We start from the raw sequence: 26,622 nt of genomic DNA, 5'->3' as shown, positions 1-26,622 counted from the left end.
ATGGAAAACTCTCAAATTAAGAAGCGAATTTTATTTCTAGCCTTATTTGCAACTGGCTTGTCGGGTATTGTTGCAGAATATTGCTTTGCTACATTATCAACTTATTTTATTGGTGATTCAGTAAAGCAATGGTCTATAATTATCTCTCTAATGTTATTTAGTATGGGACTTGGAAGTAGGATTACCAAATCTTTCGATGGAAATGTTTTCAAACTCTTTATTTATACAGAGTTTTCATTATCTGTTTTAGTTTCTTTTTCTGCTGTAACAACTTATTATTTAGCTACTCAAGTCGAATTTATTTCCATTTACATCTACTCTATGGCAATACTTACGGGTATGCTTATTGGAATGGAGCTTCCTCTTGCAATGAGATTAAATGAAGATTTTCAATCTTTAAAACTTAATGTAGCGAATATTCTAGAAAAAGATTATTACGGAAGTTTAATTGGAGGATTATTTTTTGTTTTCGTTGGCTTACCTTACTTAGGGTTATCGCATACACCATTTATACTAGGATTTATCAATTTAATGGTAGCTATATTGCTGCTATTCTTTTTTAAAAATAAATTAAATAAACGAGAGAAAAACTCATTATATACTGTAGCCGGTTTAATTGTTATCCTTTTAATAGTTGGGAATATTTTCTCAAATAAAATTATATTGTATGGAGAACAGACAAAATACAAAGACAAAATTATTTTTCAAGAACAATCTATTTATCAAAAAATAGTAGTTACTAAATGGAAAAATGATTATTGGTTGTACTTAAATGATAATTTACAGTTTTCAACTTTTGATGAACCTTTGTATCATGAAGTATTGGTCCATCCAGTTATGCAAATTCTAAACAAACCTAAAAATATTCTTATTTTGGGTGGTGGAGACGGATGTGCTGCAAGAGAATTATTAAAATATCCTTCTATTAATTCTATTACATTGGTCGATTTAGATAAAAAATTAACCGACTTATTTATCAAAGAATCTGAATTAGCTAAAATCAATGCTTATTCATTAACTAATGAAAAAGTACAAATAATTAATACTGATGGATTCAAATATGTAAGTGAAACTAATAACTTTTTCGATTTAATTATAATCGATCTTCCTGATCCAAGAAATGTAGAGTTAGCTCGTTTATATTCAAAAGAGTTTTATGAATTATGCCGATTAAAATTAACGCCAAATGGAGGTTTAATTACACAAGCTGGAAGTCCTTATTATACTCCATACGCTTATAAGTGTATCGAAGAAACAATGAAACAAGCAAAATATAGTGTGCTTCCGATTCATAATCAAGTTTTATCTATGGGAGAATGGGGTTGGATTCTTGGAAGCAAGTCTGTTATATCAAAAAAAGAAATGCTTACTCGATTACAAAACTTTAATAACCATGTAATTCCTACAAAATGGTTAAATAAAGAAAGTATGCAATTAATCACTGCTTTTGGTAAAGACTTTTACAGTAAAACAAAATTGGATTCACTAGAAATAAATCAAATTAGCAATCCGATATTATATCGCTATTATAACAAAGGAAATTGGGATATTTATTAAACATGAAAAAGAAAGAAGAATATAAAGAGTTGGAAGCGGAAATGTTTCATTACGATGAATGGATTACTAATGTTAATCCAGAAGATATAAAAATAGAGATTGAACAGCTTTTAAATTATTGCGAGTTTACTATTGTTAATTTTACCGAGCATTTTTTCCCAGTAAAAGGTTATACTGCTGTTTGGCTTTTAGCTGAAAGTCATCTTGCTGTTCATACATTTCCAGACAAGTACAAAACATATCTTCAAATAAGTAGTTGTAATAATGATAAACTACAACTATTAAAACAAAAATTAACAAGTTTGTAATAAACAACAACAACTTGTCATATTCGAAATCTAAAACGGTATCGAAATACAAAAAACCTAATTCTACACCCTGAAATTTAGATTAATTTCAACGAAATTTTACGAAATCGATTTATTTATTAACACGAAATCGATTTAGTTAACCGTACTTTTTTTTCAATTAAACAATTCGCAATAAATTCGTTATTAAATGATGAAATATTCATTTTTTAACGCTTTAAAAGTAAAGTTTCAACCAACTTTCAAAAAGTGTTCCCATTATTCTTTTTAATCTTTCAAACCAAATAACTCAATTACAATGAAACAAACCCTAAAAAACTTTCAGTTAGTATTGCTATTCATTTTTTCTTTAAATGTAATAGCACAAGACGAAGATGTACTTTTCCAAGCTTTTGATTGGAACGTTCAAAATCAACCTGCTGGCCAAACTTGGTTTAATGTTGTTACCCAAAATAGTAACGAAATTACCAGTGCAGGAATTGATATAATCTGGCTTCCTCCAGTAAGTGACTCTGGAGCTCCACAAGGATATTTACCAAGAGAACTTTACAACTTTAATAGTGCTTATGGTTCCGAAACTCAATTGAGAAACTTAATCAATACCTATCATAACTTAGGAGTAAAAATTATTGGTGATATAGTTATCAATCATAGAGTTGGAACTAACGATGCGGTAACTTTTACCAATCCGGCTTGGCCTACAACTTTTATTACCGCAGATGATGAAGGTAGAAATTTTGTGAATTATCCTGTAGAATTTAGTATTAATGGAGATTACTTTCCAGGAACTGCTCTTAAAGCTGATGGTTCCAATGGAACTTATGGACCTGCAAGAGATTTAGACCATAAAAATCCGGCGGTTCGTCAAGAAATTAAAAACTGGATGAACTTCTTAAAAAATGATTTAGGTTTTGATGGATGGAGATACGATTTTGTGCATGGTTATGATCCGATTTATAATAAAGAATATAATGATGCTACCAATCCTTATTTTGCGGTTGGTGAATTATTAGAAAGTAGTAGAGTTCAAACAAATAACTGGGTAAATTTTACACAACAATCTTCTTCTGCTTTTGATTTTAATACTAAGGTTACGTTACAAAACGCTTTTAGAGATAATAACCTTTCTTATTTAAGAGATGGTGGAGGAAATCCTTCAGGAATGATTGGTATAAATCCATCTAAATCGGTTACTTTTTTAGAGAATCATGATACAGGAGCAGCACAACAATGCTGTGGACCAGGTTATGTGTTTCCAAGTGATGAAACTAATATAAGAAAAGGATACGCATACATTTTAACGCATCCGGGGAATCCAATGGTTTTTTGGACACATTACTTTGATACAGGTTCAGGTGTTAGAAATGCTATTAAAGACTTAATTGCTATCAGAAAAGATGCTAGAATATTTGCAGGTTCTTCTATAAATATTGCTGAAGCTAGAAACGATTTATATGCGGCTTATATCGACGGAAGGAATGGGACTATTGCTATGAAATTAGGTAGTGGAAACTGGGCTCCAAATGGAAACGGTTGGGTGTTAAGAACCTCAGGAACTGATTATGCAATATGGACACAAGGAGGAACTTCGCCACCACCTCCAACTCAAGTTGATCCATTTACTGTAAACTTCAAAAAACCAACTTCTTGGAGTAACAATGTAAATGTCTATCTTTTCGATGCTTCTACAAATGCAATTATACCTGGAACTCAAGGTTGGCCAGGACAAACAATGACAGCTATTGCAGGTACTCCTTGGTATTCTTTCAATGTAAATCCACCATTAGGAGTTACTGCACAAAATATTCGTGTAATTTTTAATGATGGTACCAATCAAACTGATGATTTAAGTAGAAGCACTGATGGATGGTATGATAATGGCACATGGACAAATACATGTCCGTCTAACTGTACAAGTACACCTCCTCCACCTCCTACTGGAAATATAACAGTTCACTTTAAAAAACCTACTAGTTGGAATAGTACAATAAATTCTTATTTCTTTGATGCTTCAACAAATTCAACTATTTCAGGAACACAAGGATGGCCAGGACAATCAATGTCAAGTATTTCTGGAACTTCTTGGTATAAATATACTTTAAATGTACCATCTGGAACTTCTTCAAATAATATAAGAGTAATCTTTAATGATGGTGCTAACCAAACAGATGATTTAGCTAGAGGTAGCGATGGTTGGTATGATAATGGTATATGGACAAATTCTTGTCCTTCTGATTGTTCAAATACGCCACCTCCACCAAGTACTTCAGCTACTATAAATTTCTTAAGAACTTCATCTTGGGGAAATACAGTGAATGCTTATTTGTATAACAAAACTACAAATACAACACTATCAGGAACTCCTGGATGGCCAGGACAACAAATGAATAACGAAACGAATTGGTCTAATTATACCTTCACACTTCCAAATGGAGTTTCATCAAATGATATTGGTGTTGTTTTTAATAATGGAAATGGTCAACAAACAGTTGATTTAACCAGAGGAACAGACGGCTGGTTTAGAATAACTGGAAGTAGTAATGGAAAATCAACAGGTGTTTGGTCAGATAATTGTCCGACAAACTGTACTTCTTCAAGAGGTTCTGTTAATTCAACATCAGAATTGGTAATCCTTGATAATGTTTCCATAGCTCCGAATCCAATTAGAAACAATTCTAATCTTTACATTTCAACCAGTAAAAAAGGAATATTAAAAATCAGCATATCTAATTTACTGGGGCAAACAAAAGTAATTTTTAATGAAGAAAAAGGTTCAGGAAATCATCAAATACAATTATCAAATAAAGATTTCGGTGCTAAAGGTATTTACATCATCAATACAACGTTGAATGACGCTCCTATTTCAAAACCTATAAAAGTTATTAAGCAATAAAATAGTTCGTTTAATATTTGAGTAATCCCCAAATAAAAAACCGGTAGTTTTTATGCTACCGGTTTTTTTACTAAATATATTTTTAAACTGAAAATTACATTACAAATAATCTTCTTTGGTGCATTAAATCAAACACCTTTTCTCCTATCGCATGTAATTTTTCATCATTAGCTGCATTTTGAATTGCTTCATCAATAAGTGCTACAACAGTTTCCATGTCTTCTTCTACTAAACCTCTTGTTGTTACAGCAGGAGTACCTACACGAATACCAGAAGTTACAAAGGGAGATTCTGTATCAAATGGCACCATGTTTTTATTTACCGTAATTTCAGCTTTTCCTAATGCTAACTCAGCATCTTTCCCTGTAATATTTTTATTTCTAAGATCAATTAACATCATATGGTTATCTGTACCTCCTGAAATGATGTTATATCCTCTTTTTACAAACGCTTCTGCCATTGCTTGAGCATTTGCTCTAACTTGAATTTGATACTCTAAAAACTCATCTGTTAATGCTTCTCCAAAAGCAACTGCTTTCGCTGCAATTACATGCTCTAATGGACCTCCTTGGTTTCCTGGGAAAACTGCTCCATTTAACAAAGTAGACATTTTCTTTAATTTCCCACTTTTTAACGTTAAACCAAATGGATTGTCAAAATCTTTTCCAATCATAATCATTCCTCCTCTTGGTCCTCTTAATGTTTTATGAGTAGTAGTAGTAACGATATGACAATGTGGTAATGGATCACTCAAAATTCCTTTTGCAATTAAACCTGCTGGATGAGAGATATCCGCCATTAAAATTGCTCCAACACTATCTGCAATTTCACGGAAACGTTTAAAATCCATATCTCTAGAATATGCAGATGCACCAGCAATAATTAATTTTGGCTTGTGCTTTTGAGCTTGTTCGTTTAAGTGATCGTAATCAATTAAACCTGTTTCCTTATCAACACCATAAAAAACAGGATTGTATAACTTACCAGAAAAATTAACCGGAGAACCATGTGTTAAGTGACCTCCATGCGCTAAATCGAAACCTAAGATAGTATCTCCAGGTTGTAAGCAAGCTGCAAAAACTGCTGTATTTGCCTGACTTCCTGAATGAGGTTGCACATTTACATATTCTGCTCCAAAAAGCTCTTTAGCTCTATCAATAGCAATTTGCTCAATAACATCTACTACCTCACATCCTCCGTAATAACGTTTTCCAGGATATCCTTCAGCATATTTATTAGTTAAAACAGAACCTTGAGCTTTCATTACTTGGTCACTGACAAAATTTTCTGAAGCAATCAACTCTAAACCATTTAGTTGACGTTCTTTTTCATCTTGTATTAAATCAAATATTTGATGATCTTGTTGCATTGTTGTTTAGTTTTATTCCCAAAAATTATTCTGGGTTATTAAATTTCTCTGAATTATCTTTTCTGAATGAACTTGGTAAAATTGTAGGTATCAATTTGATAAGCAAAGGTAATAAAAGTGCTCCGCCTGGTAACATAAAAACAGCAAAAGCAGGAATACCTTTACAAATATCTAACGTTTGCTCTTTAACCTTGGCTTTTTCCTCTTCTGTTAAGGTAGTTGTTATCGACTTTTTTAATAAAAAAACAAGCTCTTTACTTTCGGCTAATTCTTCCAGTAAGCGAGCTTTATTTCTTTGTAATAACGATTTTATTTCCTCTACAGAGTTCATTTATAATTTTCTTCGTTTTCTTTCTGTTTTTAAGAGATTCAGCTCTCTTGATGTTTGACCTTCAACAGATGTATTCTCTTCTGCTCTTCTAATTAAATAAGGCATAACATCTCTAACGGGTCCAAATGGAACATATTTTGCTACATTATAACCTTCTTCAGCAAGATTAAAACTTATATGGTCACTCATACCATACAATTGCCCAAACCACATTCGCTTATCGTTTTTATCAATTCCATATTTATCTGCTAATTGCATTAATAAATACGAGCTTTCTTCATTATGAGTTCCTGCAAATAAGGCCATATTTTTATGCTCCATCATATACAAAATAGCCTCATTGTAATTTTCATCGGTAGCTTGTTTATTCTTACATATTGGCGAAGGATACCCTTTTTCTTCTGCTCTTGCTCTTTCTTTTTCCATGTAAGCTCCTCGAACTACCTTCATTCCAATATGAAAACCTTTTTGATGTGCTCTTTGGTGTAACTCTCTTAAATACTCCATACGATCATGTCTATACATTTGAAGTGTATTAAAAACAATCGCTTTTTCTTTATTATACGTAGCCATTAATTCTTCTATCAAATCATCCGCAGCATCTTGCATCCAACTCTCTTCTGCATCAATTAAAAGAGGCACATCTTTACTGTAAGCTAACTTACATACTCTATGAAAACGATCTTTTACCCTATCCCACTCTCCTGTTTCCTCAGATGTTAGTTCTTTTCCTTCACCAATCTTTTGGTACAAGGCAAACCGTCCAAAACCTGTTGGCTTAAATACCGCAAAAGGAATTGAGTCTTTTTCTTCTGAAAACTGAATGATTTTTTCAATCTTCTCTACTGCACTATCAAAGCTTTCTTCTTCTTCTTTTCCTTCAACAGAATAATCTAATACACTATGTACGTTTCCAGCAGTGTACATTTTTTCTATATTCGGAATACAATCTTCTTCAGTAACTCCCCCACAAAAATGATCAAAAACTGTAGAGCGTATTAATCCTTCTACAGGTAAATGTGCTTTAAGAGCAAAATTAGTAACCGCAGTTCCTATTTTTACCATTGGTTGACTTTGAATTAATCGGAACAAAAAGTAAGCCCTTTCTAGCTCAGAATCAGACTTTAATTTAAATGCTACTTCAGTATTCTCAAAAAGTTTCATGAATAATATTTACACGTTTATTCTTGAGAGACAAATATAGAAGAGAACAATCAATATTTCTTATAATTTCTATTTATTTTTACATCTTATTTTTAGAAACAATGGAAACTATTCAAGCAGTAACATACCCAATTAATTTTAACGAAAAAGCATACACTGAACTAGCGCTTTTACTTGAAAAAAAATCGTATTCATCTATTTTTATATTGGTTGATGACAATACTATGGAATGTTGCTATCCAAGATGTATTCAAAATCTTCAAACGAATCTTCCAATTGAAGTAATTCAAATAGATCCAGGGGAAGCTTTTAAAAACATTGAAACCTGCATAGGTGTTTGGAATGTAATGACTGAATTAGGTGCTGACAGAAAAAGTTTACTAATAACATTGGGAGGAGGCGTAATAACAGATTTAGGCGGATTTGTAGCGGCTACTTTTAAACGTGGAATTGATTTTGTAAATATTCCTACTACACTTCTTTCTATGGTTGATGCTTCTGTTGGTGGTAAAACGGGAATAGATCTAGGTGTTTTAAAAAATCAGATTGGCGTTTTTGCTAATCCACAAATGGTTTTAATTGATCCAGAATATTTACATACGGTTTCTGCAAGAGAAATAAGATCGGGAACTGCAGAAATTATTAAATATGGAATGACACATGATATTGAGTTATTCAATAAAATTAAAGTTGAGCAGTACTTAAATATTGTTGATTTAATTCATCGTTCTATTGAAATAAAAAACGAAGTGGTTACTGCAGATCCAAAAGAACAAGGATTGCGTAAAGTTTTAAACTGGGGGCATACCATTGGCCATGGTGTTGAATCGTATTTTCTAGACAATCCGAATAAAGATAACTTAACGCATGGTGAAGCCATTGCAATAGGAATGGTTTGTGAAGCTTATCTATCTCATAAAATTCTTGGGTTTCCTTTAGATAAAGTTCATGAAATCAAAAAAACCATCCTACACATTTATGGTCATATAATGATAGCTAACGATGATATAGAGCCTATTACAGCGCTTTTAAAACATGACAAAAAGAACGAAGCTGGAGTTATAAAATTTGTTCTTCTGAAAGATTATGAAGACTTTGTTATTAATAAAGAAGCTTCCGAAGATTTAATAAAAGAAAGTATACATTATTACACTGCTTAAAAACAAGCATTGTAAATACGTTCATACTCTGGCAATACTTTTTCGAGTGAAAACAGCTTTGTATGCTCTTTAGCAGTTCTCTTCATTTCTAATAGTTTAGCCTCATCTTTTAGAATAGAGATTGCATGATTTGCCATACTTTTAACATCTCCTAAATCAGCAAGAAATCCTGTTTCTCCATGAATATTTACCTCTGGAAGTCCTCCAGTATTTGATGAAATTACAACAGTATTAGCAGCCATTGCTTCCAAAGCAGCTAAACCAAAGCTTTCTGTTTCGGAAGGTAATAAAAACACATCCGAATAACATAATAATTTAGCAACTTCATTACTGTTTCCTAGAAACAACACTTTTTCAATTATCCCTAAATCTTCTGCTAATTTCTCTGCTTTAGATCTTTCTGGACCATCTCCAACCATTAATAATTTAGAAGGAACTTCTTTTTGAACTTGATTAAAAATTTGGATGACATCCAACACTCTCTTTACCGGTCTAAAATTACTAATATGAGTTAAAATACGTTCATTTGGATTCGCAATAGCAGCTCTTTTACATTCTTCTTCATCTGCCATTTCATATTTCTTAGCATCTATAAAATTATATACAACCTTTATGTCTTTTTGTATATTGAACAAACGCAAAGTATCATTCTTTAAACTGGAAGATACAGCGGTAACCTCATCTGATTGATTGATACTAAATTCAACTGCTGTTTTATAACTGGGATGGCTACCTACCAAAGTAATATCAGTACCATGTAATGTAGTTACTACTTTTACTTTTATTCCTTTATCTGCCAACATTTTTTTCGCCATATAAGCCGCGTAAGCGTGTGGAATTGCGTAATGCACATGTAAAACTTCCAATTCATAACGCTTTACTACTTCAACCATTTTTGTTGAAAGCGCTAGTTCATAAGGCTGGTATTGAAACAAAGGATACTCTTCTAGAGCTACTTCGTGAAAATGTAAATTATAGGATATAAAATCTAATCGAACTGGTAAGTTATAAGTTATAAAATGAACTTCATATCCTTTATTAGCTAATGCCATTCCTAACTCTGTAGCTACCACTCCACTACCTCCAAAAGTAGGATAACATACAATTCCTATTTTCATTGTATTGTAAATTTGTTCGATTTTGACGTAAAAATACGTTTTTGTTTACGCTACAATGTTAATATTATTAAAAAAAGAAACGCTGCTACTTATAAGTAACAGCGTTTCAAAATATTAACTTTTCTATTTTAGTAATCTCCTAACGTCGCAGGATTTTGCTCTAATGCGTTCGCTAATTGCTCATCATTTGGAGCTTTACCATGCCAAGCATGTGTATGCATCATAAAATCAACACCATTACCCATTTCTGTATACAATAAAATACATACTGGTTTTCCTTTTCCTGTTCTTAATTTTGCTTCTTTTAATCCTTCTAAAATAGCAGCAACATCATTACCTTTTTTAACTTCTAAAACATCCCAACCAAAAGCTTCAAACTTTGCTTTTAAGCTTCCCATAGCCAAAACTTGGTCAGTTGTTCCGTCAATTTGCTTCTCGTTTACATCAACTGTAGAAATCAAGTTATCAACTTTTTTGGCAGCAGCATACATTACAGCTTCCCAAATCTGACCTTCTTGCAACTCTCCATCTCCATGTAAAGAATACACTATTTTATCATCTCCATTTAGTTTCTTCGCTTGAGCTGCACCAATGGCAACACTCATTCCTTGCCCTAAAGAACCAGATGCAATTCTAATGCCTGGTAAGTGTTCGTGTGTGGTTGGATGTCCTTGTAAACGTGAATTTAGTTTTCTAAAAGTTGCTAATTCTTCAACTGAAAAGAAACCACTGCGTGCTAAAACACTATAGTAAACAGGTGAAATATGTCCGTTAGATAAAAAGAACATATCCTCATTTTTACCATCCATATCAAAATCAGTGCTATAATCCATGATTTCTTGATATAAACAAGTAAAAAATTCAGCACACCCTAATGATCCTCCTGGATGACCAGAATTAACCGCATGTACCATACGTAAAATATCTCTACGAACTTGTTGTGTAAAATCTTGAAGTTGTTGTATTGTTGGCATTTTGTCTAATTTAATACCCGCAAAAATACAAAAGTGTTCGAAATTTAAATATGTAAAACTCCCTTTTAATGAATAGTTATTAACAACATTTTACGTTTTCTGCTTTTTCTTTTTTGCTGCTGGAAACAGAACGTTATTTAAAATTAAACGATACCCCGGAGAAGTTGGGTGCAAATCTAATTCGGTTTTTGGGTCTCCTACTCTATGTCTGTAATCTTCAGGGTCATGACCTCCATAAAAAGTAAACATTCCTTTTCCTTTTGTACCATGAATGTAACGAGCTTCTGAATTAGTAGTATTTTCTCCTAAAACCATTACAGTAGATTTTACATTCCTCCTATCAAAAGAAGTAGTTTGTCCCATAAACGCTTTTACTACTTGTGTATGATTTTGACATAACATCGTAGGAACTTGGTCCCACTTTGCAGAAAATTCTTTTAAAACAAAATAGTCTGACTCTTGTCGAATTCTTCGTTTACCTGTCATATCTATCGAGGAAAACTCATAGGTTGTTGGATTTCTAATTAATTCAAAATCAGTAAAGGCAAACGTTTTGTTAAAGTCTAGTTTAGATTGATAGTTTGGTTCAGATGGATCTCCATCAAACATTGTTTCACAAATATCTACACCATCTGCAGACAAGGCAATATCAAAACTATCTGTAGCAGAACACATTGCAAACATAAAACCACCGCCAACTACATAATCTCTAATCTTTAACGAAACATCTCTTTTAGCTTCAGAAACTTTAGAATATCCTAATTTTGTAGCAAGAGCTTCAGCATCTTTCTTCTGCTTTATGTACCACGGAGCTGTTCGAAAAGCTCCATAAAAACGCCCATACTGTCCTGTAAAATCCTCGTGATGTAAATGCAGCCATTCATATAATAATAACTTATCATTTAAAACTTCTTCATCATAAATAACATCAAACGGAATTTCAGCATAGGTTAACACCATAGTTACAGCATCATCCCAAGGCATCTTATCTTTAGGTGAATATACTGCAATTTTAGGTGCTTTCTCTAAGGTTACCGCTTCCTGGTTTTTACTTGGAGATGAAATTTCTTCTAAAATTAGTTGCGATTTAGCTGAAGAAATTTCTTGGTATGAAACACCTCTAATCTTACACTCATTCACAACATCTTTATTATTTTCAATTAAAAATGCCCCTCCGTCATAATTTAATAACCATTTTGCTTTTAAACCATTTTGCAAAGCATAATAAACAATTCCATATGCTTTTAAATGATTTTTTTGGTTATCATGACTCATTGGCACATAAATAAATGATGCCCAAAGTGTATTGGAAAAAAATAAAAATGCGAGTAAATAAATGTATTTCTTCATATTAAAAACTAAAATACACAATTACTAAGTAGCAACTGTGTATTTAATATATTTTTAAGAACTGTTACGTTATTTTAAAACGGAACATCATCATTAAAATCGTCATTTGAAGATTCTGGAGCTCCAAAAGCATCTTCTGCTGAAGGTAAACTATCGGAAGCAAAAGAATTCATACTCGATTGGAATTCACTACTAAATCCTTCTTCTAAATCCGAGAATTTAGCTAAGTGTCCCGTAAACTTTAAACGAATATTATCTAAACCACCATTACGATGTTTTGCTACAATAAATTCTCCTTGTCCCTCACATGGAGTGTGATCATCATCATCCCATTCAGTCATTCCATAATACTCTGGACGGAAAATGAATGATACAATATCGGCATCCTGCTCAATAGCTCCAGATTCACGAAGATCGGAAAGCAACGGTCGCTTACTTCCTCCCCTAGTTTCAACAGAACGTGATAACTGTGACAATGCAATTACAGGAACATGTAATTCTTTTGCCAATGCTTTTAAGTTACGAGAAATAGTAGAAATTTCCTGTTCACGGTTTCCTCCTGATCCTCCAGCAGTCATTAACTGTAAATAATCAATAATTAAAATTCGAACATTATGCTGAGATACTAAACGACGTGCTTTTGCTCTTAAATCAAAAATAGATAAGGCTGGAGTATCATCTATAAAAATTGGCGCATCAGAAAGTTTTTTTACTTTAACATTCAACTGCTCCCATTCATGAGGTTCTAAACTACCTTTACGAAGTTTTTCTGAAGTTAATCCAGTTTCTGAGGAAATCATACGGGTAATTAACTGAACTGAGGACATCTCTAAGGAAAATACAGCTACAGCGTGATTAAAATCGATTGCCATATTTTTTGCCATAGAAATTACAAAAGCCGTTTTTCCCATACCAGGACGAGCTGCAATGATAATTAAATCGGTAGGCTGCCATCCAGAAGTCAAAGCATCAAGCTTTGTAAATCCAGTTGCCAAACCACTCATTCCTTCTTTATTAGATATTTCTTGAATTTTATTTATTGCCTGTTGCACTAAAGAACCTGCACCTTCAGCTCCTTTTTTTAAGTTTCCTTGAGTAACTTCAAATAATTTACCTTCTGCTTCATCTAATAAATCAAATACATCAGTAGTTTCATCGTAAGCACTTTCAATAATTTCCGAAGAAATAGAAATTAACCTACGTTGAATATACTTTTGGAGAATAATTCTAGAGTGAAATTCAATATGCGCAGAAGAAGCTACCTTTTGAGTAAGATTTATCAAATAAAAATCGCCACCTGCTAACTCTAATTTACCATCACTACGCAATCTGTGCGCAACTGTCTTTAAATCGATAGGTTCCGAGTTTTGGAATAACGCATAAATAGCAGCGTAAATCTCCTGATGACGTCTATCATAAAAAGCCTCTGGATGTAAAATATCAATTACTTCATCAATCCCCTTTTTATCAATCATCATTGCCCCTAAAACAGCCTCCTCTAAATCTAATGCTTGTGGTGGTAGTTTTCCTTTTTCTAAATTTATTATTCTAGATTTATCTATCCTAGTTCCTCGTAAACTTTGCGTTCTCTCCATACGGGCAAAAGTAATTTTTTACATTGATATTTATTACAGCTTTCTTTGTTTTTCTTTTTTCACAAAAATTGTAAACAAAATTGTTATTAGCATGTTAATAACATTATATCTTCCTATTTTTGGAATGATGAAACCTACTAAAAAAACTGTTTTTCTTGCACTTTTATTGCCCTTTCAAATAATTTTGATTCAATACTTAAGTGGTAAGCCACAGTTTATTGAGCAATATTACGCTAATGGATTATATCCATTTATTTCTAGATTCTTTCGTATTCTTTTTGGTTGGGTTCCTTTCTCTATTGGGGACTTGATAGGACTGATTCTAATAGTTTTAATCATCTTGGAAACTTACAAACTCATTAAAAACAGATTTCGAAATTTAATCAAAAAAACAATACAACTAGTTGCTTTATTTTCAATAATTTATTTTTGTTTTTATCTTTTTTGGGGGCTCAATTATTTTAGAGAACCTTTAGCCAAAAAACTAAACCTAAGATCTTCTAAATATTCTACTGAACAATTAATAAAAGTTACTACTGGTTTTATAGATACGTTGAATAATTTACAAGTAGCAATTGCTGGTAATGACACCCTAAAAATTGAAATCCCGTATACGAATTCAGAGATTTATGATAAAGTTAAAGATGCATATAGCAATTTGAGTAATAACTATCCTCAACTCACTTATAAAAGTGCTTCTATTAAAAGTTCTATGGTAAGTTTATTTCAATCTTACAATGGAACTTCAGGGTATCTGAATCCAATTACAGGTGAAGCGCAGGTAAACAGTATGATTCCTAAAGCGGGACTTCCCTCAACGGCTTGTCACGAAGTTGCTCATCAAATAGGTTGGTCTGCCGAAAACGAGGCCAATTTTGTAGGTTTTTTAGCTTGTGTGTCTAGTAGCGACAAATACTTTAACTACTCTGGATACCGAATGGCTTTAAGATATTGTATTAGAGAACTTAGAAAAAGAGAACCAAAACGTTACAAAGAATTTTGGCTTAAAATTAATAAAGGAATTCGTAAAGAATTAAAAGACAATTATGAATTTTGGAAACACTATGAAAACCCTATTGAACCTTACTTAAAAAAAGGATATAATTCTTATTTAAAAGCAAATAATCAATCAAAAGGTATCGAATCTTACAGCTATGTTGTAGATTTGCTAATCGCCTATTCCGAACAAAAATAATTTATGAAAATTTCGCATTTAACACTTTTACTTCTTGTATTAGTCTCTTATAGTTCATGTACCTCAAACAAACTATCCGAAGAATTTAAATGTTCTTCTCCTGCGTTTTCAAATCTTGAAGAAATTACTGATTTCAAGAAAAACTTTGTCATGAAGCTTCCAAAAAACTGGAAAACCAACTTATATTATGATGAAGTAGTTTCCTCTATTTATACTGCAGATACAACGTTAAGTTTTAAAGAAACCGTAATTATAGATGCCTCTTTTATTTCGAATCCGATTGAAATAAACAATGAGTTCATCAACAAAATTAAAGCTGAAAATAAACAAGAGAATTTAGAAGAAGTAGTATCCAAAGAAATTAAGTTTCTAAACAATAAAGCTTTCTACAATTATGTAAGTGGCAAAAAAGGAAAATACAGTTATCATCTTTTAAATGTTTTCACAAAAGCTGATCTAGGCTTTATGCATATCAAAACAGAAATTTATGGCGATTCTCTAATAGATGAGCGCTTGTGTAAAGCTGTAAAATTGATTGATAAAATGCATTTAAAATAACTTATTTTTGAATCCTAAAATTTAAAAAATGAACAAACAGCATATAATCAACAGATTTGTAAAATATGTAACTATTGATACTGAATCTGATCCAAACAATCCAAAATTCCCGAGTACAGAAAAACAGTGGGATTTAGCTCGTGTATTAGAAAAAGAGCTAAATGATATTGGTATGGAAGATGTAGAATTAGATGACAATTGTTATTTAATGGCAACACTACCTAGTAATATCGATTACGAAGTTCCTACTGTAGGTTTTGTAGCACATATAGATACAAGTCCAGATTTTACAGGTGCTAATGTAAAACCTCAAGTACATGAGAATTACAACGGGGAAGATATTGTTTTAAATAAAGAACAGAACATTGTATTATCTCCTTCTTATTTTGAAGATTTATTGCAATACAAAGGACAAACAATTATAACTACCGATGGAACTACTTTATTAGGTGCTGATGATAAAGCAGGAGTTACAGAAATTGTTTCTGCCATGGAATATTTAATTCAACATCCAGAGATTAAACATGGAAAAATTAGAATTTGTTTTACACCTGATGAAGAAGTTGGAAAAGGTGCTCATAAATTTGATGTTGAAAAATTTGGAGCTCAATGGGCTTACACCATGGACGGAAGTCAGATTGGTGAATTAGAGTATGAAAACTTTAATGCTGCTGGTGCTGTTGTTACTATCAACGGAAAAATTGTACATCCTGGCTATGCTAAAGGTAAAATGGTTAATTCCATGACAATTGCGAGTAAATTCATCAATGCACTACCTGCTAATGAAGTTCCGGAAAAAACATCAGGATACGAAGGCTTTTTCCATTTGCATACTATGGAAGGAAAAGTAGAACAAACTGTTCTAAAGTATATTATCAGAGATCATGACATGACTCTTTTCAATAAGAGAAAAGAACTAATGCTAGAAACTGCTGAAAAAATTAACAAGCAGTTGGGTAAAGATGCTATTAGTGTTGAAATAAAGGATCAATACTTTAACATGAAAGAAAAAGTTGAGCCTGTAATGTACATTGTTGATATAGCGGAGGAAGTAATGAAAGATATGGGAATTACGCCGTTAATTAAACCTATTCGAGGTGGAACTGATGGTTCTCAACTTTCTTACATGGGCTTACCTTGCCCGAATATTTTTGCTGGAGGTCATAATTTCCACGGAAGATATGAATATGTCCCAGTAGAATCAATTATAAAAGCAACAGAAGTGATTGTAGGTATTGCTCAAAAAGTCACTGAAAAATTCAAATAATATTTACTAACTATCACAAAATGAAAAAACTCCAGCCTTAGGCTGGAGTTTTTAATTAACCTCCCATTAAAATAAAATCAATAACTAATAACGAATTGATATTCATTTCGTAGCAAATATAAGTGTTGTAACGCAAATAAAGCAAGTGATTTTGTTGTTTTTTTGTTAATAAAGCCAACTCGTATAGTATTTCACATAAAATCTGAATTGTGTTATATTCTAATATTCAATTTTATTTCATTTTATTATCAATTACATTTGGCGCTTTAAATTAAATAAAATGGATAGAAATTTACTTTTAGAATTGGCCAAAAAATATGAGAGCCCTTTGTATGTTTATGATACTGAAAAAATAACAAGTCAATATAAACGAATTACAAAAGCATTTTCTAAGGTAAAAAATGTAAAAATTAACTACGCTGTTAAAGCTTTATCTAACGTAAACATTTTAAAGGTTTTTAATCAGTTAGGTAGTGGTTTAGATACTGTTTCAATACAAGAAGTAAAGTTAGGTTTACTTGCTGGCTTTGAACCAAAAAAAATTATTTACACACCTAATGGAGTATCTTTAAAAGAAATTGAAGATGTAGCCAAATTGGGCGTTCAAATCAATATCGATAATTTATCAATCTTAGAACTATTTGGACAAAAACACCCAGAAATTCCGGTTTGTCTCAGAATAAACCCACATGTTATGGCGGGAGGAAATTCTAAAATTTCTGTAGGACATATCGATTCTAAGTTTGGTATATCCATACATCAAGTGCCTCATATAAAAAGAGTGGTGGAAAATACAGGTATGCATATTAACGGAATTCATATGCATACCGGATCAGATATATTAGATGTAGATACTTTTTTAATGGCTACTGAAATTTTATTTGATGTAGCTAAACATTTTAAAAATATTGATTTCATCGATTTTGGAAGTGGTTTTAAAGTTCCTTACAAAGAGGATGATATTTCTACTAACATAGAAGACCTTGGTAAGCATTTGTCAAAAAGATTCAATGATTTTTGTGCAGAGTTTGGTAAAGATTTAACTCTGATGTTTGAGCCTGGAAAGTTTTTAGTAAGTGAAGCAGGTTATTTTCTAGCATCTGTTAATGTTATAAAACAAACTACTTCGATGGTTTTTGCTGGTATTGATAGCGGATTAAATCATTTAATAAGGCCAATGTTTTATGGTTCCTATCATAAAATAGTAAACTTATCCAATCCTAAAGGAAGAGAACGTTTTTATAGTATTGTGGGATATATCTGTGAAACAGATACCTTTGGAACCAACAGAAGAATTAATGAGATTAGAGAAGAAGATGTACTTTGTTTTTATAACGCTGGTGCTTATTGCTTTTCTATGGCTTCAAATTACAACTCAAGATATAGACCTGCAGAAGTTATGATTCATGAAGGAAAAGATTACCTTATTCGAAAAAGAGAAACTTTTGATGATATTATAAAAAATCAAGAAATGGTATTGTAAAATAAAAAAACTCTGATGTTAATAATCAGAGTTTTTTATATATAATTTATAATCCCCTAAAAATTATATAAAGTATGTTAGTTGATACAAATATCAATAAATACTAAATCTTACACATAAGGAAAAACACCCTTTATCTATAAAAAAAGGTTATAACTAAGTTTGTTATAACCTTTTTTTATAGATAAACTTTTTTAGTTAGAAGATATATCGTAACCCTAACTGCATTTGCCAACGAGAAAGCAAACTAGTATCGAATACAAAAGTCTCGGTTTGAGATGGGTCAAATGTATAGGTAGGTGTATTTGTGTTATCAACACTTACACCTATTGGTTGTACATTTCCAACCTGTTGAACAGATCCCCATTCTGAATTAATTAAGTTTCCAACGTTTAAAATATCTAAACTTAATTGAATTGTATTCTTTTTATTTTCAGAAACATTGAAATTAAAATCCTGTAAAATTTTAACATCCCATCTACTTCTCCATGGCGCTAAAGCACCATATCTTTCAGCATATTGTCCTCTTCTCTCACTTAAATAATCATCTTGTGCTATATAATCTTTCAATCCTTCTCTTTGATCATTAACAGAGTTACCAGAAGAAGTGTCAAAATTCATTTGATCAATTTCAGCATCTGTAGGAATGTAAATCAAATCATTTCTTGAACCATCTCCAAAGTTCGCATCATCTCCATTGATATTTCCTGCATAGGTATAACTAAACCTTCCTCCTCTTGCATACTCAAAAAACGTAGAAATAGTTGTAGCATACTTATCTCCGCCATAAGTAAATTGTTTTGAAGCTACCCCAATTATTCTATGAGTATCTCCATATCTTGAATACGAAAGCACATCATTATTTACATTTCCTAAACTCGGATTAAAATTCCATGCATCTCCTGTAATTTCAGCTTCAATAGAGTTAACATCTTTAGAGTTTAAGTAGCTGTAGGCAACATTTGCATACAAGCCATTTTCAAACGACTTTTCTACTTTAGCAGCAAAATTATAGGTTCTTCCTTTATCAGAATTTGTGAATACATAAGCTGCATTAGCCGCTTTATCAGCACTTGTGTAAACTGGTCTTTGATCAAAAGTTGTATTTAAAGTACCTGAAGGATTATTTAACCCCCAGTTTTGTACATGAGCTCCATTAATATCTTGCGTATAAGAAATATCTCCCGAAACTACCCAACCATTTTCAAACTTATAATCTGCACCTATATTAGTTCTCCATACTTGAGGAAATTGAAAATCTGGGTCAACCATTTGTAAGAAAAAAGTATTTGGATTAGCAATTTGATTTCCTAACCAAACAAATGGTAGTCTTCCTGTAAATAATCCTGTTCCTCCTCTTAATTGTAATTTTTTCTCTCCATTTACATCCCAATTAAATCCAAATCTTGGAGAAATTAACCAAACATCAGTTGGCATTTTTCTATTATCTAAAGTTGTTGTTTGTCCTGTATTAGGGTTAAAATACGCTGCGTTTGGATTAAAACAACACGCATTATCGATTACATCTTGCGCTTTTTCAGCAGTATCAAAAAATAAAGGTTTGTCAAAACGAATACCAACGGTAAATTTAATATCATCTGTTGCTTCCCATTCATCCTGTAGATAAAAAGCTAACTGACCTACGTTTGTTTCTGCTAAAGCCCAACCTCCTGGATTACCAGTTCCGTTTGAATTAAGCGAATTATTTGCCGCAATTGCTGCATTAAATTGTGATTGATAATTAGCTACTAACGCAGCTTCTCCAGCAGCATCTAACCCTCTAAAATCGTTGATTGAACCTGTAGGAAAGAAAACTCCTTGTGCTCCATAAACACCTAAATTAAAAGAGTTATCAAACATGAATTTTTCAAATGAAAAACCTACTGTAAATGTATGATCTCCTTTGTAAAAGTTCATGTTATTAGTAATCTGTAATACCTTTTGATCTAATTTATTATTAATTGAAAAAGGCTCATGACCAGCGATAATATAATTTGATCCATTAAACTCATCTAGTAATGTAATTGACGGTGCTGGTGTTGATAATGGATTTCTAAAATCGTCAAAATGTGTATAACCAATTTGTAATTTATTAGATGTTTCTTGATTAAAATTTGAGTTTAATTCTACCAAGAAAGAATCTATGTTATTATTAATTTGGTAACCTGCATTTTCAAATTGAAGTGTAGTTGCACTAGGACCTCTAAATCCTAATGCAGAAGGATGTGCAGGCTTCTCTTTCGAAGCTCTTAAGAAGTTATAAATAAAAGCTAGACGGTGTTTGTCATTTACATTCCAGTCTAATTTAAAAATCCCTTTAGTAGATTCTTGATCAAAAGTAAATCCTTTATAAGCTCCTGGATTATAGAACACATCATTACCTTGAGCGTCTTGTCCGATAACAACTTGACTTAAAATATTACTTACTAACTGTAAATCAGATTCTAAAACTCTAGAATCATTTATACCAGAAGTACCACCTGTGCTTGGTTGAAAGTTTGAACCTAAATCAGTTCTATCATCTTTTTCAAAATTTGCAAAGAAAAATAATTTATCTTTTACGATAGCTCCACCAATACTCATTCCGTATTGAACCTGATTCAACTTAGGCTTAAACACATCTTGCCCTTGGATTTTCCCTCCAGTAAAATTTTCGTTTCTATAAAAACTATACGCAGTTCCAAAAAACTCATTGGTACCACTTTTAGTAACCGCATCTACAGAAGCTCCAGTAAAACCGGCTAACGTAACATCATACGGTGCAACTGAAACTGAAATTTGCTCAATAGCATCTAAAGAAATTGGTTGAGAACCTGTTTGTCCTCCAGGAGTTGCTGCATCTAAACCAAATGGATTATTAAAGATAGAACCATCTAACGAGAAGTTGTTAAACTGGTCATTTCTACCACCAAAAGAGCCATTACTAGCAGTAGGCTCTAATCTAGTAAAATCATCAGCAGATCTAGAAATTGTAGGTAATGTTTTTAATTGTCTAGAAGAAACACTTGTTTGCGCTCCGGTCCTATCACTATTAAAAACCTTGCTTCTAGAACTTGAAATTACAACTTCTTTTAATTCCTCTCCACCTTCAGCAAGAGAAGCATCAATATTCGTTGTTTTTCCCAGCGTTAAATATACATTTTCAACCTCTTGAGATTCGAATCCGACATAACTAAATGTTACCTTATATGGACCACCAACACGTAAGTTTGCAACTGTATATTTACCATTATCTTGTGCTACAGCACCAGATATTGTACCCGTTGGAACATGCAAAACAACAATATTTGCACCAAACAAACCTTCCCCTGATTTATCTGTAACTGTTCCTCTAATCTTTGAAGTTGTTACCTGAGCATTTACAGAGTAACACAACATTGTTAATAAAAATGAAAGTAAAAGCTTTTTCATCATATAGTTTAATTTTGTTAAAATCTTTTTGAATTACATTTAAAATTAAACAAAAAAGCATGTTCATTACGAACATGCCTTTATTTTTATTAACACGAAGTTAACTTTTATCTTACTTTTCAGCTACTACTTCAAATGTAATATCTGCAACTACAGTTCTGTGTAAACGAACAGCAGCATTGTATTTTCCTAATCTCTTTACAGTACCTCCAGTAACTTTGATAAATTTCTTTTCGATTTCTGTACCTTCTTTTGCTAAAGCATCAGCAACGTCTGCATTACCAACAGAACCAAATAATTTATCACCTGAACCTACTTTAGAAGCGATTTTTAATTCATAACCTTTAATTGTTTCAGCTAATTTGTTAGCATCTTCAACTAATTTAGCTTCTTTAAAAGCACGTTGCTTTAAATTTTCAGCCAATACTTTCTTAGCAGAAGTAGTAGCTAAAATTGCATATCCATGAGGAATTAGGTAGTTACGCCCATAACCATTCTTAACAGTTACTACGTCGTCTTTGAAACCTAAATTTTCTACGTCTTGTTTTAATATCAATTCCATGTTTCTACTTCTTTATTATTTTAACATATCACCAACGTATGGCATTAAAGCTAAGTGACGAGCTCTTTTGATAGCTTGCGCAACTTTACGTTGATATTTTAATGAAGTTCCTGTTAAGCGTCTTGGTAAAATTTTACCTTGCTCGTTTACTAAGTACATTAAGAAATCAGGATCCTTGTAATCGATATACTTAATACCGTTTCTTTTGAAACGACAGTATTTAGCTTCTTTTTTAGTTTCAATGTCAAGCGGAGTTAAGTAACGTACTTCACCTTGCTTGCTTCCTTTTGCTTGTTGTTCAATTGATGACATAATTGATTACTTTTTTGCAGTTTTAACTCGTTCTCTTCTCTTTTCAGCCCAAGCAGCAGCATGTTTGTCTAACTTTACAGTTAAATAACGCATAATACTATCGTCACGTCTAAACTCTAATTCAAACGGAGCGATAACTTCACCAGCTACTTTGTACTCAAATAAGTGATAGAAACCACTTTTTTTCTTTTGGATTGGATACGCTAATTTTTTAAGTCCCCAATCTTCTTTGTGGATCATTTCTGCACCTTTAGAAACCAAATAGTCCTCGAACTTTTTTACTGCTTCCTTTATCTGACCTTCAGATAAAACGGGATTCAAAATGAAAACAGTTTCGTAATGATTCATAATTATTAATTTATTTTTAAAGGCTGCAAATATACTAGTTTTTATGTTGATTACATAATAAACTTGTTTTATTTTTCATTTTTAGTATCTTCCCATAGTAAAACGTTTTCAAATGGAAATTCCAGAAATACCAAATTTAATACATTATGCTATTCCTGTTTTTGTAATTACTGTAATTATAGAAGCTATATTAACAGTTAAAATTAAACTTGAAGACTACGAATTTAAAGATGCCATAACCTCTATTACCATGGGATTAGGTAATGTTGCGATAGGATTATTTACTAAGTTATTAATTTTAGCTGCCTTTTATTGGCTATATCAATTTCGATTATTTACGATTCCTTTTACATGGTGGGCTTGGCTTATTTTATTATTTGCTGAAGACTTTGTGTATTATTGGAATCATAGAATTGCACATGAAAGTCGATTGTTTTGGGCTAGCCATGTAGTTCATCACTCCTCTCAAAAATATAATTTGAGTACTGCTTTACGACAAACATGGACTGGTAGTTTTTACACGTTTATTTTCTGGCTACCTTTAATTATTATTGGTTTTCATCCGGTGATGGTACTCGTGCAAATGAGTATCAGTTTACTATATCAGTACTGGATTCATACTGAACTTATTGATAAACTTCCAAAGTGGTTTGAAGCAGTATTTAATACTCCTAGTCACCATAGAGTTCATCATGCTACAAACCCACAGTACCTAGATAGAAATCATGCTGGAATTTTTATAATTTGGGATAAACTTTTCGGAACTTTTGAACCTGAAGTTGAAAAACCTGTGTATGGGTTGGTAAAAAATATAGAAACTTATAATCCAGTTAAAATTGCCTTTATTGAATGGTATAATATGTTAAAAGACGTATTTAAAAGTAAAACTTCTCTTTCAAAAAGAATGCAATATTTTTTGAAACCTCCAGGTTGGAGGCATGATGGAAGCGGAATACTTTCTACTGATTTAAGAAAAGAATGGGAAGAGAATAAAAAAAGAGAACAATAACTGTTCTCTTTTTTGTTTTAATTCAAATTCTAATTAATATCAAAACGTAATCCAAGTGAAATATTTCGTATATCTGTATTTTGAAACAATGGATTCAAATCATATTTAGCATACAATCCAATACCTTCATAAGCTATGTAAGCACTTAATCCATAGTTAACTGTGTTGGTATTAAAATCATTTTTTTGCACCTCCTCTACTCTAACACCTTGTGGATTAGTATACTCTAAGTACTGACGTGTTCCTAGTTTAAATCCAAAGAAACCACCTAATCCAATACGTACATCTTGATGTGTTCTATCTACAACCTCATCGTCTGAATATACTCTGTTTTTTGAAAAATCTAACTCAAAATGCATTGGAAAAGTCATTTGAACATGTCTCAACCTGCTTTCTGTTAACGGATTTGGATTTATAACTAAATCTGTTTGATCACCATTTACAACATGATATCTATTTTCATCTGCTCTCAAATTATTCCAAAGAAAAGAGAATCCATATTTAAAATATGCTTTTGAAGGCTCTTTAGACAACCTAGTTTTCCATGTAAAACCAAGCTCATAAAAGTGTGATTGCCAAAATCTATAATCTGAATTATTTAAAGAACCAAAATCATTATCAACTAATACATTATTTACACCTAAAGCAAAAACAAATTGTGTAGTAGTTCTTTTATTTCTTCGTTTTCTTCTTTCAAACCAATTGTCATCTTCATCATCGTCATCATCAAACATTCTAAATTTAAATGTTTTCTTACCAATAGTAAATGTATCATAATCTTCTTCACTTTCACTTGCGATTTTTCCATCCGTTTTATCTTGAACTAACTGCTGTAATTTTAATTCCTGAGCACTTACTAATTGTTCTATTTGATTTGCATGATAAGCAGCAGCTTCTTTCTTTAATTCTTCAGCCTCGGTAAAACTGATTTCTTTTTTATCAAGTCTTTCATTTATCTCTTTAACTTTAATCTTTAAAGAATCTTTATGCTTTTTTGTAATTCTATCTATCTCTTTAGAAATTTTACTTACTTCTTTTTCAAAAGTTTTCTCTTGAGATTGGACAAAAGTTGTGCTTAGAAGCACTAATAAAATTAGTATTCTTTTCATCATTGTAATAATTTTTAAATTTTAATGTAAACTTATTTGGTTGGCCACCTTTTGTAAAGTACTTATTTGTTTCTGTTTGCTACCGCAACTATTATAGTAGAAATTCTTCTTCCTAAATTATTTCTAAAATTACCTTGATAGGTGTCGTCTTCAATAGAACGTTCTACTTCTGCAAGAATAACCTCTGGATTAATTTTTAAGTTTGATTTTTTTAGTTTGATTTTTATACTATCTAAAACATCACTTCTATTGAGTTTTAAATTGGCATAGTATTCTTTAACTTCTTCTGGAGAATGTGTTACTGCATAGAGTAAATCATCACTATTAACTTGTATTCTAGCATTACTTTTTATTGGTTCTTTAATTCTAGCGTTATTATTTATATTATCAATACTAACTACCTCGTTTTTTATACTTGAATTCGAATTTTCATTACTAGCAATAATTGATTCCGTTTTCTCTAGGCTTTTTAAGCTAGATTGAGGCATCTTAAACTCTTTATTTTTCTTAGTTACTGATGCAACAGCGTTATCTGTAGATAACTCCTTAACTAATTCTTCGACATCTTTAACATTATCAGTTTTTATAGCAGGTTTTTTCTCTGGAACTGTTACTATAATTTGCTCTTGAGTTGGTGGATTTTTTATTTCATCCATTTGGTTTTTAGTCAAGCCAAAAAAGATTCCTAAAAGCATAACAATACTAGCAGCTATACCTATAAAATAATAACGTTTTTTTCTGGTTTGTGATTGCTGAACATCCAACATGTTCTCCATACGTTCCCAAGAAGAAACAGATGGAGTTAATGCTCTATTCTCAAATTTTTCTTTAATTATTTTATCTATCTTATTTTCCTCCATGACTCACTTCATTCATTTTTATATAATTTTCCTGCAACCATTTTCTTGCTTTAAATAATTGCGACTTAGACGTACTTTCTGAAATATGAAGTTTCTTTGCAATTTCAGAATGCTTATAACCTTCTATAGCATATAAATTGAATACCATTTTATAACCTTCAGGTAATTTATCAATCAGGTTTTGAATGTCTTCAACAGAGGTATTCTCTAAATTTTGAATTGCAGCATCTGAAAACACATACTCTTCATCTGTTAACGTAATTACATTCTTTTTTCTAAGATAGGTAATACACGTATTTACCATAATCTTTCGAATCCAACCTTCAAAACTTCCTTCGTTTTGGTAAGACTTCAAATTAGTAAACACTTTTAAAAAACCTGAAAGCATTAATTCTTCAGCATGATGCAAATCTTTCACATATTGCCTGCAAACTCCTAACATTTTCGGAGAATACATATCAAACAATTGTTGCTGAGCTTCTCTACTTTGTTTTGTAGCTTGCCTTATTAACTGTGCCTGAGTTTTATGTAAAGAAATTATTTTCAAGTTTTTTATAATTCGGTCTTACAAATATAAAGACGACTTAAATTTAAAAAAGGTTGCCTGAAGCTAAAAAAAACTACAAAAAAACCTTCTAGTGAGGGCTAGAAGGTTTGAATGTCACTTGGTAGAAAAACAGTGACTGAAG

At 31.8% G+C, this 26,622-nt stretch carries 23 protein-coding genes; 9 read left to right on the top strand and 14 right to left on the bottom strand.

Annotated elements, in window-relative coordinates:
* The 3 genes from EV195_RS09930 (at position 1) to EV195_RS09920 (ending at position 4,758) form a co-directional block, all read left to right on the top strand.
* A complete protein-coding gene (locus EV195_RS09930) occupies positions 1-1,557 on the top strand; it encodes a polyamine aminopropyltransferase (protein ID WP_132794795.1) in 1,557 nt (518 codons plus the stop codon).
* 2 nt (positions 1,558-1,559) lie between these two features.
* Complete coding sequence (locus EV195_RS09925; RefSeq protein WP_243693100.1) at positions 1,560-1,865, top strand: S-adenosylmethionine decarboxylase; 306 nt, start codon at positions 1,560-1,562, stop codon at positions 1,863-1,865.
* Positions 1,866-2,163: 298 nt separating this feature from the next.
* Positions 2,164-4,758: a starch-binding protein gene (locus EV195_RS09920; RefSeq protein WP_132794794.1), complete on the top strand. Its 2,595-nt coding sequence runs from the start codon at positions 2,164-2,166 to the stop codon at positions 4,756-4,758.
* Positions 4,759-4,852: 94 nt separating this feature from the next.
* Here the strand turns inward: EV195_RS09920 and glyA are convergent, their stop codons facing one another.
* From glyA to EV195_RS09905, 3 genes are read right to left on the bottom strand one after another with little or no spacing between them, the layout of a single operon-like run.
* Entirely contained in the window at positions 4,853-6,127 is a 1,275-nt protein-coding gene (gene glyA, locus EV195_RS09915; protein ID WP_132794793.1) for a serine hydroxymethyltransferase, read from the bottom strand.
* Positions 6,128-6,152: 25 nt separating this feature from the next.
* Entirely contained in the window at positions 6,153-6,458 is a 306-nt protein-coding gene (locus tag EV195_RS09910) for an LETM1 domain-containing protein (protein ID WP_132794792.1), read from the bottom strand.
* Positions 6,459-7,622, bottom strand: a complete 1,164-nt coding sequence (locus EV195_RS09905) for a proline dehydrogenase family protein (protein WP_132794791.1) — start codon at positions 7,620-7,622, stop codon at positions 6,459-6,461.
* 101 nt (positions 7,623-7,723) lie between these two features.
* Here EV195_RS09905 and aroB point away from each other — a divergent pair, with 101 nt between their 5' ends.
* Positions 7,724-8,782 carry a 3-dehydroquinate synthase gene (gene aroB / locus EV195_RS09900; protein ID WP_132794790.1) on the top strand — a complete coding sequence of 353 codons (1,059 nt, stop codon included), beginning with the start codon at positions 7,724-7,726 and terminating at the stop codon, positions 8,780-8,782.
* Here the strand turns inward: aroB and bshA are convergent.
* From bshA to dnaB, 4 genes are all read right to left on the bottom strand, one after another.
* A complete protein-coding gene (gene bshA, locus EV195_RS09895; RefSeq protein WP_132794789.1) occupies positions 8,779-9,900 on the bottom strand; it encodes an N-acetyl-alpha-D-glucosaminyl L-malate synthase BshA in 1,122 nt (373 codons plus the stop codon). The two genes, aroB and bshA, sit on opposite strands and share 4 nt — an antisense overlap.
* A gap of 128 nt (positions 9,901-10,028) precedes the next feature.
* Positions 10,029-10,874 (bottom strand): transketolase, encoded by an 846-nt coding sequence (locus EV195_RS09890; RefSeq protein WP_132794788.1) that lies wholly within the window; start codon positions 10,872-10,874, stop codon positions 10,029-10,031.
* 90 nt (positions 10,875-10,964) lie between these two features.
* The gene (locus EV195_RS09885; RefSeq protein WP_207899781.1) at positions 10,965-12,224 is read right to left on the bottom strand and encodes an asparagine synthetase B; all 1,260 of its coding nucleotides are present in this window, start codon (positions 12,222-12,224) and stop codon (positions 10,965-10,967) included.
* 74 nt (positions 12,225-12,298) lie between these two features.
* Positions 12,299-13,819: a replicative DNA helicase gene (gene dnaB, locus EV195_RS09880; protein WP_132794787.1), complete on the bottom strand. Its 1,521-nt coding sequence runs from the start codon at positions 13,817-13,819 to the stop codon at positions 12,299-12,301.
* A gap of 91 nt (positions 13,820-13,910) precedes the next feature.
* On the opposite strand from dnaB, the gene EV195_RS09875 reads away from it, so the two are divergent.
* From EV195_RS09875 to lysA, 4 genes are all read left to right on the top strand, one after another.
* Entirely contained in the window at positions 13,911-15,014 is a 1,104-nt protein-coding gene (locus EV195_RS09875; RefSeq protein ID WP_243693099.1) for a DUF3810 domain-containing protein, read from the top strand.
* A gap of 3 nt (positions 15,015-15,017) precedes the next feature.
* Positions 15,018-15,572, top strand: coding sequence for a hypothetical protein (locus tag EV195_RS09870; RefSeq protein WP_132794786.1), 555 nt, complete (start codon positions 15,018-15,020; stop codon positions 15,570-15,572).
* A gap of 28 nt (positions 15,573-15,600) precedes the next feature.
* Positions 15,601-16,839 (top strand): peptidase T, encoded by a 1,239-nt coding sequence (gene pepT / locus EV195_RS09865; protein ID WP_132794785.1) that lies wholly within the window; start codon positions 15,601-15,603, stop codon positions 16,837-16,839.
* Positions 16,840-17,119: 280 nt separating this feature from the next.
* Positions 17,120-18,322, top strand: a complete 1,203-nt coding sequence (gene lysA / locus EV195_RS09860; protein ID WP_132794784.1) for a diaminopimelate decarboxylase — start codon at positions 17,120-17,122, stop codon at positions 18,320-18,322.
* Positions 18,323-18,520: 198 nt separating this feature from the next.
* On the opposite strand, the gene EV195_RS09855 is transcribed toward lysA, so the two are convergent.
* The 4 genes from EV195_RS09855 to rpsF all read right to left on the bottom strand — a co-directional run bounded on the left by EV195_RS09855 (position 18,521) and on the right by rpsF (position 22,955).
* A complete protein-coding gene (locus tag EV195_RS09855) occupies positions 18,521-21,736 on the bottom strand; it encodes a TonB-dependent receptor (protein WP_132794783.1) in 3,216 nt (1,071 codons plus the stop codon).
* A 109-nt stretch (positions 21,737-21,845) separates the two neighbouring features.
* Positions 21,846-22,295 (bottom strand): 50S ribosomal protein L9, encoded by a 450-nt coding sequence (gene rplI, locus EV195_RS09850; protein WP_132794782.1) that lies wholly within the window; start codon positions 22,293-22,295, stop codon positions 21,846-21,848.
* Positions 22,296-22,310: 15 nt separating this feature from the next.
* Positions 22,311-22,610, bottom strand: a complete 300-nt coding sequence (gene rpsR, locus EV195_RS09845; RefSeq protein WP_207899784.1) for a 30S ribosomal protein S18 — start codon at positions 22,608-22,610, stop codon at positions 22,311-22,313.
* A 3-nt stretch (positions 22,611-22,613) separates the two neighbouring features.
* Entirely contained in the window at positions 22,614-22,955 is a 342-nt protein-coding gene (gene rpsF / locus EV195_RS09840; RefSeq protein ID WP_132794780.1) for a 30S ribosomal protein S6, read from the bottom strand.
* A gap of 112 nt (positions 22,956-23,067) precedes the next feature.
* Here rpsF and EV195_RS09835 point away from each other — a divergent pair, with 112 nt between their 5' ends.
* The gene (locus EV195_RS09835) at positions 23,068-23,964 is read left to right on the top strand and encodes a sterol desaturase family protein (RefSeq protein WP_132794779.1); all 897 of its coding nucleotides are present in this window, start codon (positions 23,068-23,070) and stop codon (positions 23,962-23,964) included.
* Positions 23,965-23,993: 29 nt separating this feature from the next.
* Here EV195_RS09835 and EV195_RS09830 read toward each other — a convergent pair whose 3' ends face one another.
* From EV195_RS09830 to EV195_RS09820, 3 genes are read right to left on the bottom strand one after another with little or no spacing between them, the layout of a single operon-like run.
* Positions 23,994-25,076, bottom strand: coding sequence for a hypothetical protein (locus EV195_RS09830; RefSeq protein ID WP_132794778.1), 1,083 nt, complete (start codon positions 25,074-25,076; stop codon positions 23,994-23,996).
* A 59-nt stretch (positions 25,077-25,135) separates the two neighbouring features.
* The gene (locus EV195_RS09825; RefSeq protein ID WP_132794777.1) at positions 25,136-25,933 is read right to left on the bottom strand and encodes a hypothetical protein; all 798 of its coding nucleotides are present in this window, start codon (positions 25,931-25,933) and stop codon (positions 25,136-25,138) included.
* Complete coding sequence (locus EV195_RS09820) at positions 25,920-26,480, bottom strand: RNA polymerase sigma factor (protein ID WP_132794776.1); 561 nt, start codon at positions 26,478-26,480, stop codon at positions 25,920-25,922. The genes EV195_RS09825 and EV195_RS09820 overlap by 14 nt, the downstream gene beginning before the upstream one ends.
* Positions 26,481-26,622: the final 142 nt, after the last annotated feature.

The organism is Tenacibaculum skagerrakense (assembly GCF_004345825.1).
Classification (GTDB): domain Bacteria; phylum Bacteroidota; class Bacteroidia; order Flavobacteriales; family Flavobacteriaceae; genus Polaribacter; species Polaribacter skagerrakensis.
The sequence above is the reverse complement of the archived record's forward strand: the minus strand, read 5'-3'. Positions and strand labels throughout refer to the sequence as shown.

Bases quoted from the DNA above. Each gene is read 5' to 3' on its own strand.
- EV195_RS09855 (WP_132794783.1), bottom strand. From the start codon at position 21,736: ATGATGAAAAAGCTTTTACTTTCATTTTTATTAACAATGTTGTGTTAC.
- rplI (WP_132794782.1), bottom strand. From the start codon at position 22,295: ATGGAATTGATATTAAAACAAGACGTAGAAAATTTAGGTTTCAAAGAC.
- pepT (WP_132794785.1), top strand. From the start codon at position 15,601: ATGAACAAACAGCATATAATCAACAGATTTGTAAAATATGTAACTATT.
- EV195_RS09830 (WP_132794778.1), bottom strand. From the start codon at position 25,076: ATGATGAAAAGAATACTAATTTTATTAGTGCTTCTAAGCACAACTTTT.
- glyA (WP_132794793.1), bottom strand. From the start codon at position 6,127: ATGCAACAAGATCATCAAATATTTGATTTAATACAAGATGAAAAAGAA.
- bshA (WP_132794789.1), bottom strand. From the start codon at position 9,900: ATGAAAATAGGAATTGTATGTTATCCTACTTTTGGAGGTAGTGGAGTG.
- EV195_RS09875 (WP_243693099.1), top strand. From the start codon at position 13,911: ATGTTAATAACATTATATCTTCCTATTTTTGGAATGATGAAACCTACT.
- EV195_RS09930 (WP_132794795.1), top strand. From the start codon at position 1: ATGGAAAACTCTCAAATTAAGAAGCGAATTTTATTTCTAGCCTTATTT.
- rpsF (WP_132794780.1), bottom strand. From the start codon at position 22,955: ATGAATCATTACGAAACTGTTTTCATTTTGAATCCCGTTTTATCTGAA.
- EV195_RS09885 (WP_207899781.1), bottom strand. From the start codon at position 12,224: ATGAAGAAATACATTTATTTACTCGCATTTTTATTTTTTTCCAATACA.
- EV195_RS09890 (WP_132794788.1), bottom strand. From the start codon at position 10,874: ATGCCAACAATACAACAACTTCAAGATTTTACACAACAAGTTCGTAGA.
- lysA (WP_132794784.1), top strand. From the start codon at position 17,120: ATGGATAGAAATTTACTTTTAGAATTGGCCAAAAAATATGAGAGCCCT.
- EV195_RS09905 (WP_132794791.1), bottom strand. From the start codon at position 7,622: ATGAAACTTTTTGAGAATACTGAAGTAGCATTTAAATTAAAGTCTGAT.
- EV195_RS09925 (WP_243693100.1), top strand. From the start codon at position 1,560: ATGAAAAAGAAAGAAGAATATAAAGAGTTGGAAGCGGAAATGTTTCAT.
- EV195_RS09825 (WP_132794777.1), bottom strand. From the start codon at position 25,933: ATGGAGGAAAATAAGATAGATAAAATAATTAAAGAAAAATTTGAGAAT.
- EV195_RS09910 (WP_132794792.1), bottom strand. From the start codon at position 6,458: ATGAACTCTGTAGAGGAAATAAAATCGTTATTACAAAGAAATAAAGCT.
- aroB (WP_132794790.1), top strand. From the start codon at position 7,724: ATGGAAACTATTCAAGCAGTAACATACCCAATTAATTTTAACGAAAAA.
- dnaB (WP_132794787.1), bottom strand. From the start codon at position 13,819: ATGGAGAGAACGCAAAGTTTACGAGGAACTAGGATAGATAAATCTAGA.
- EV195_RS09920 (WP_132794794.1), top strand. From the start codon at position 2,164: ATGAAACAAACCCTAAAAAACTTTCAGTTAGTATTGCTATTCATTTTT.
- EV195_RS09835 (WP_132794779.1), top strand. From the start codon at position 23,068: ATGGAAATTCCAGAAATACCAAATTTAATACATTATGCTATTCCTGTT.
- EV195_RS09870 (WP_132794786.1), top strand. From the start codon at position 15,018: ATGAAAATTTCGCATTTAACACTTTTACTTCTTGTATTAGTCTCTTAT.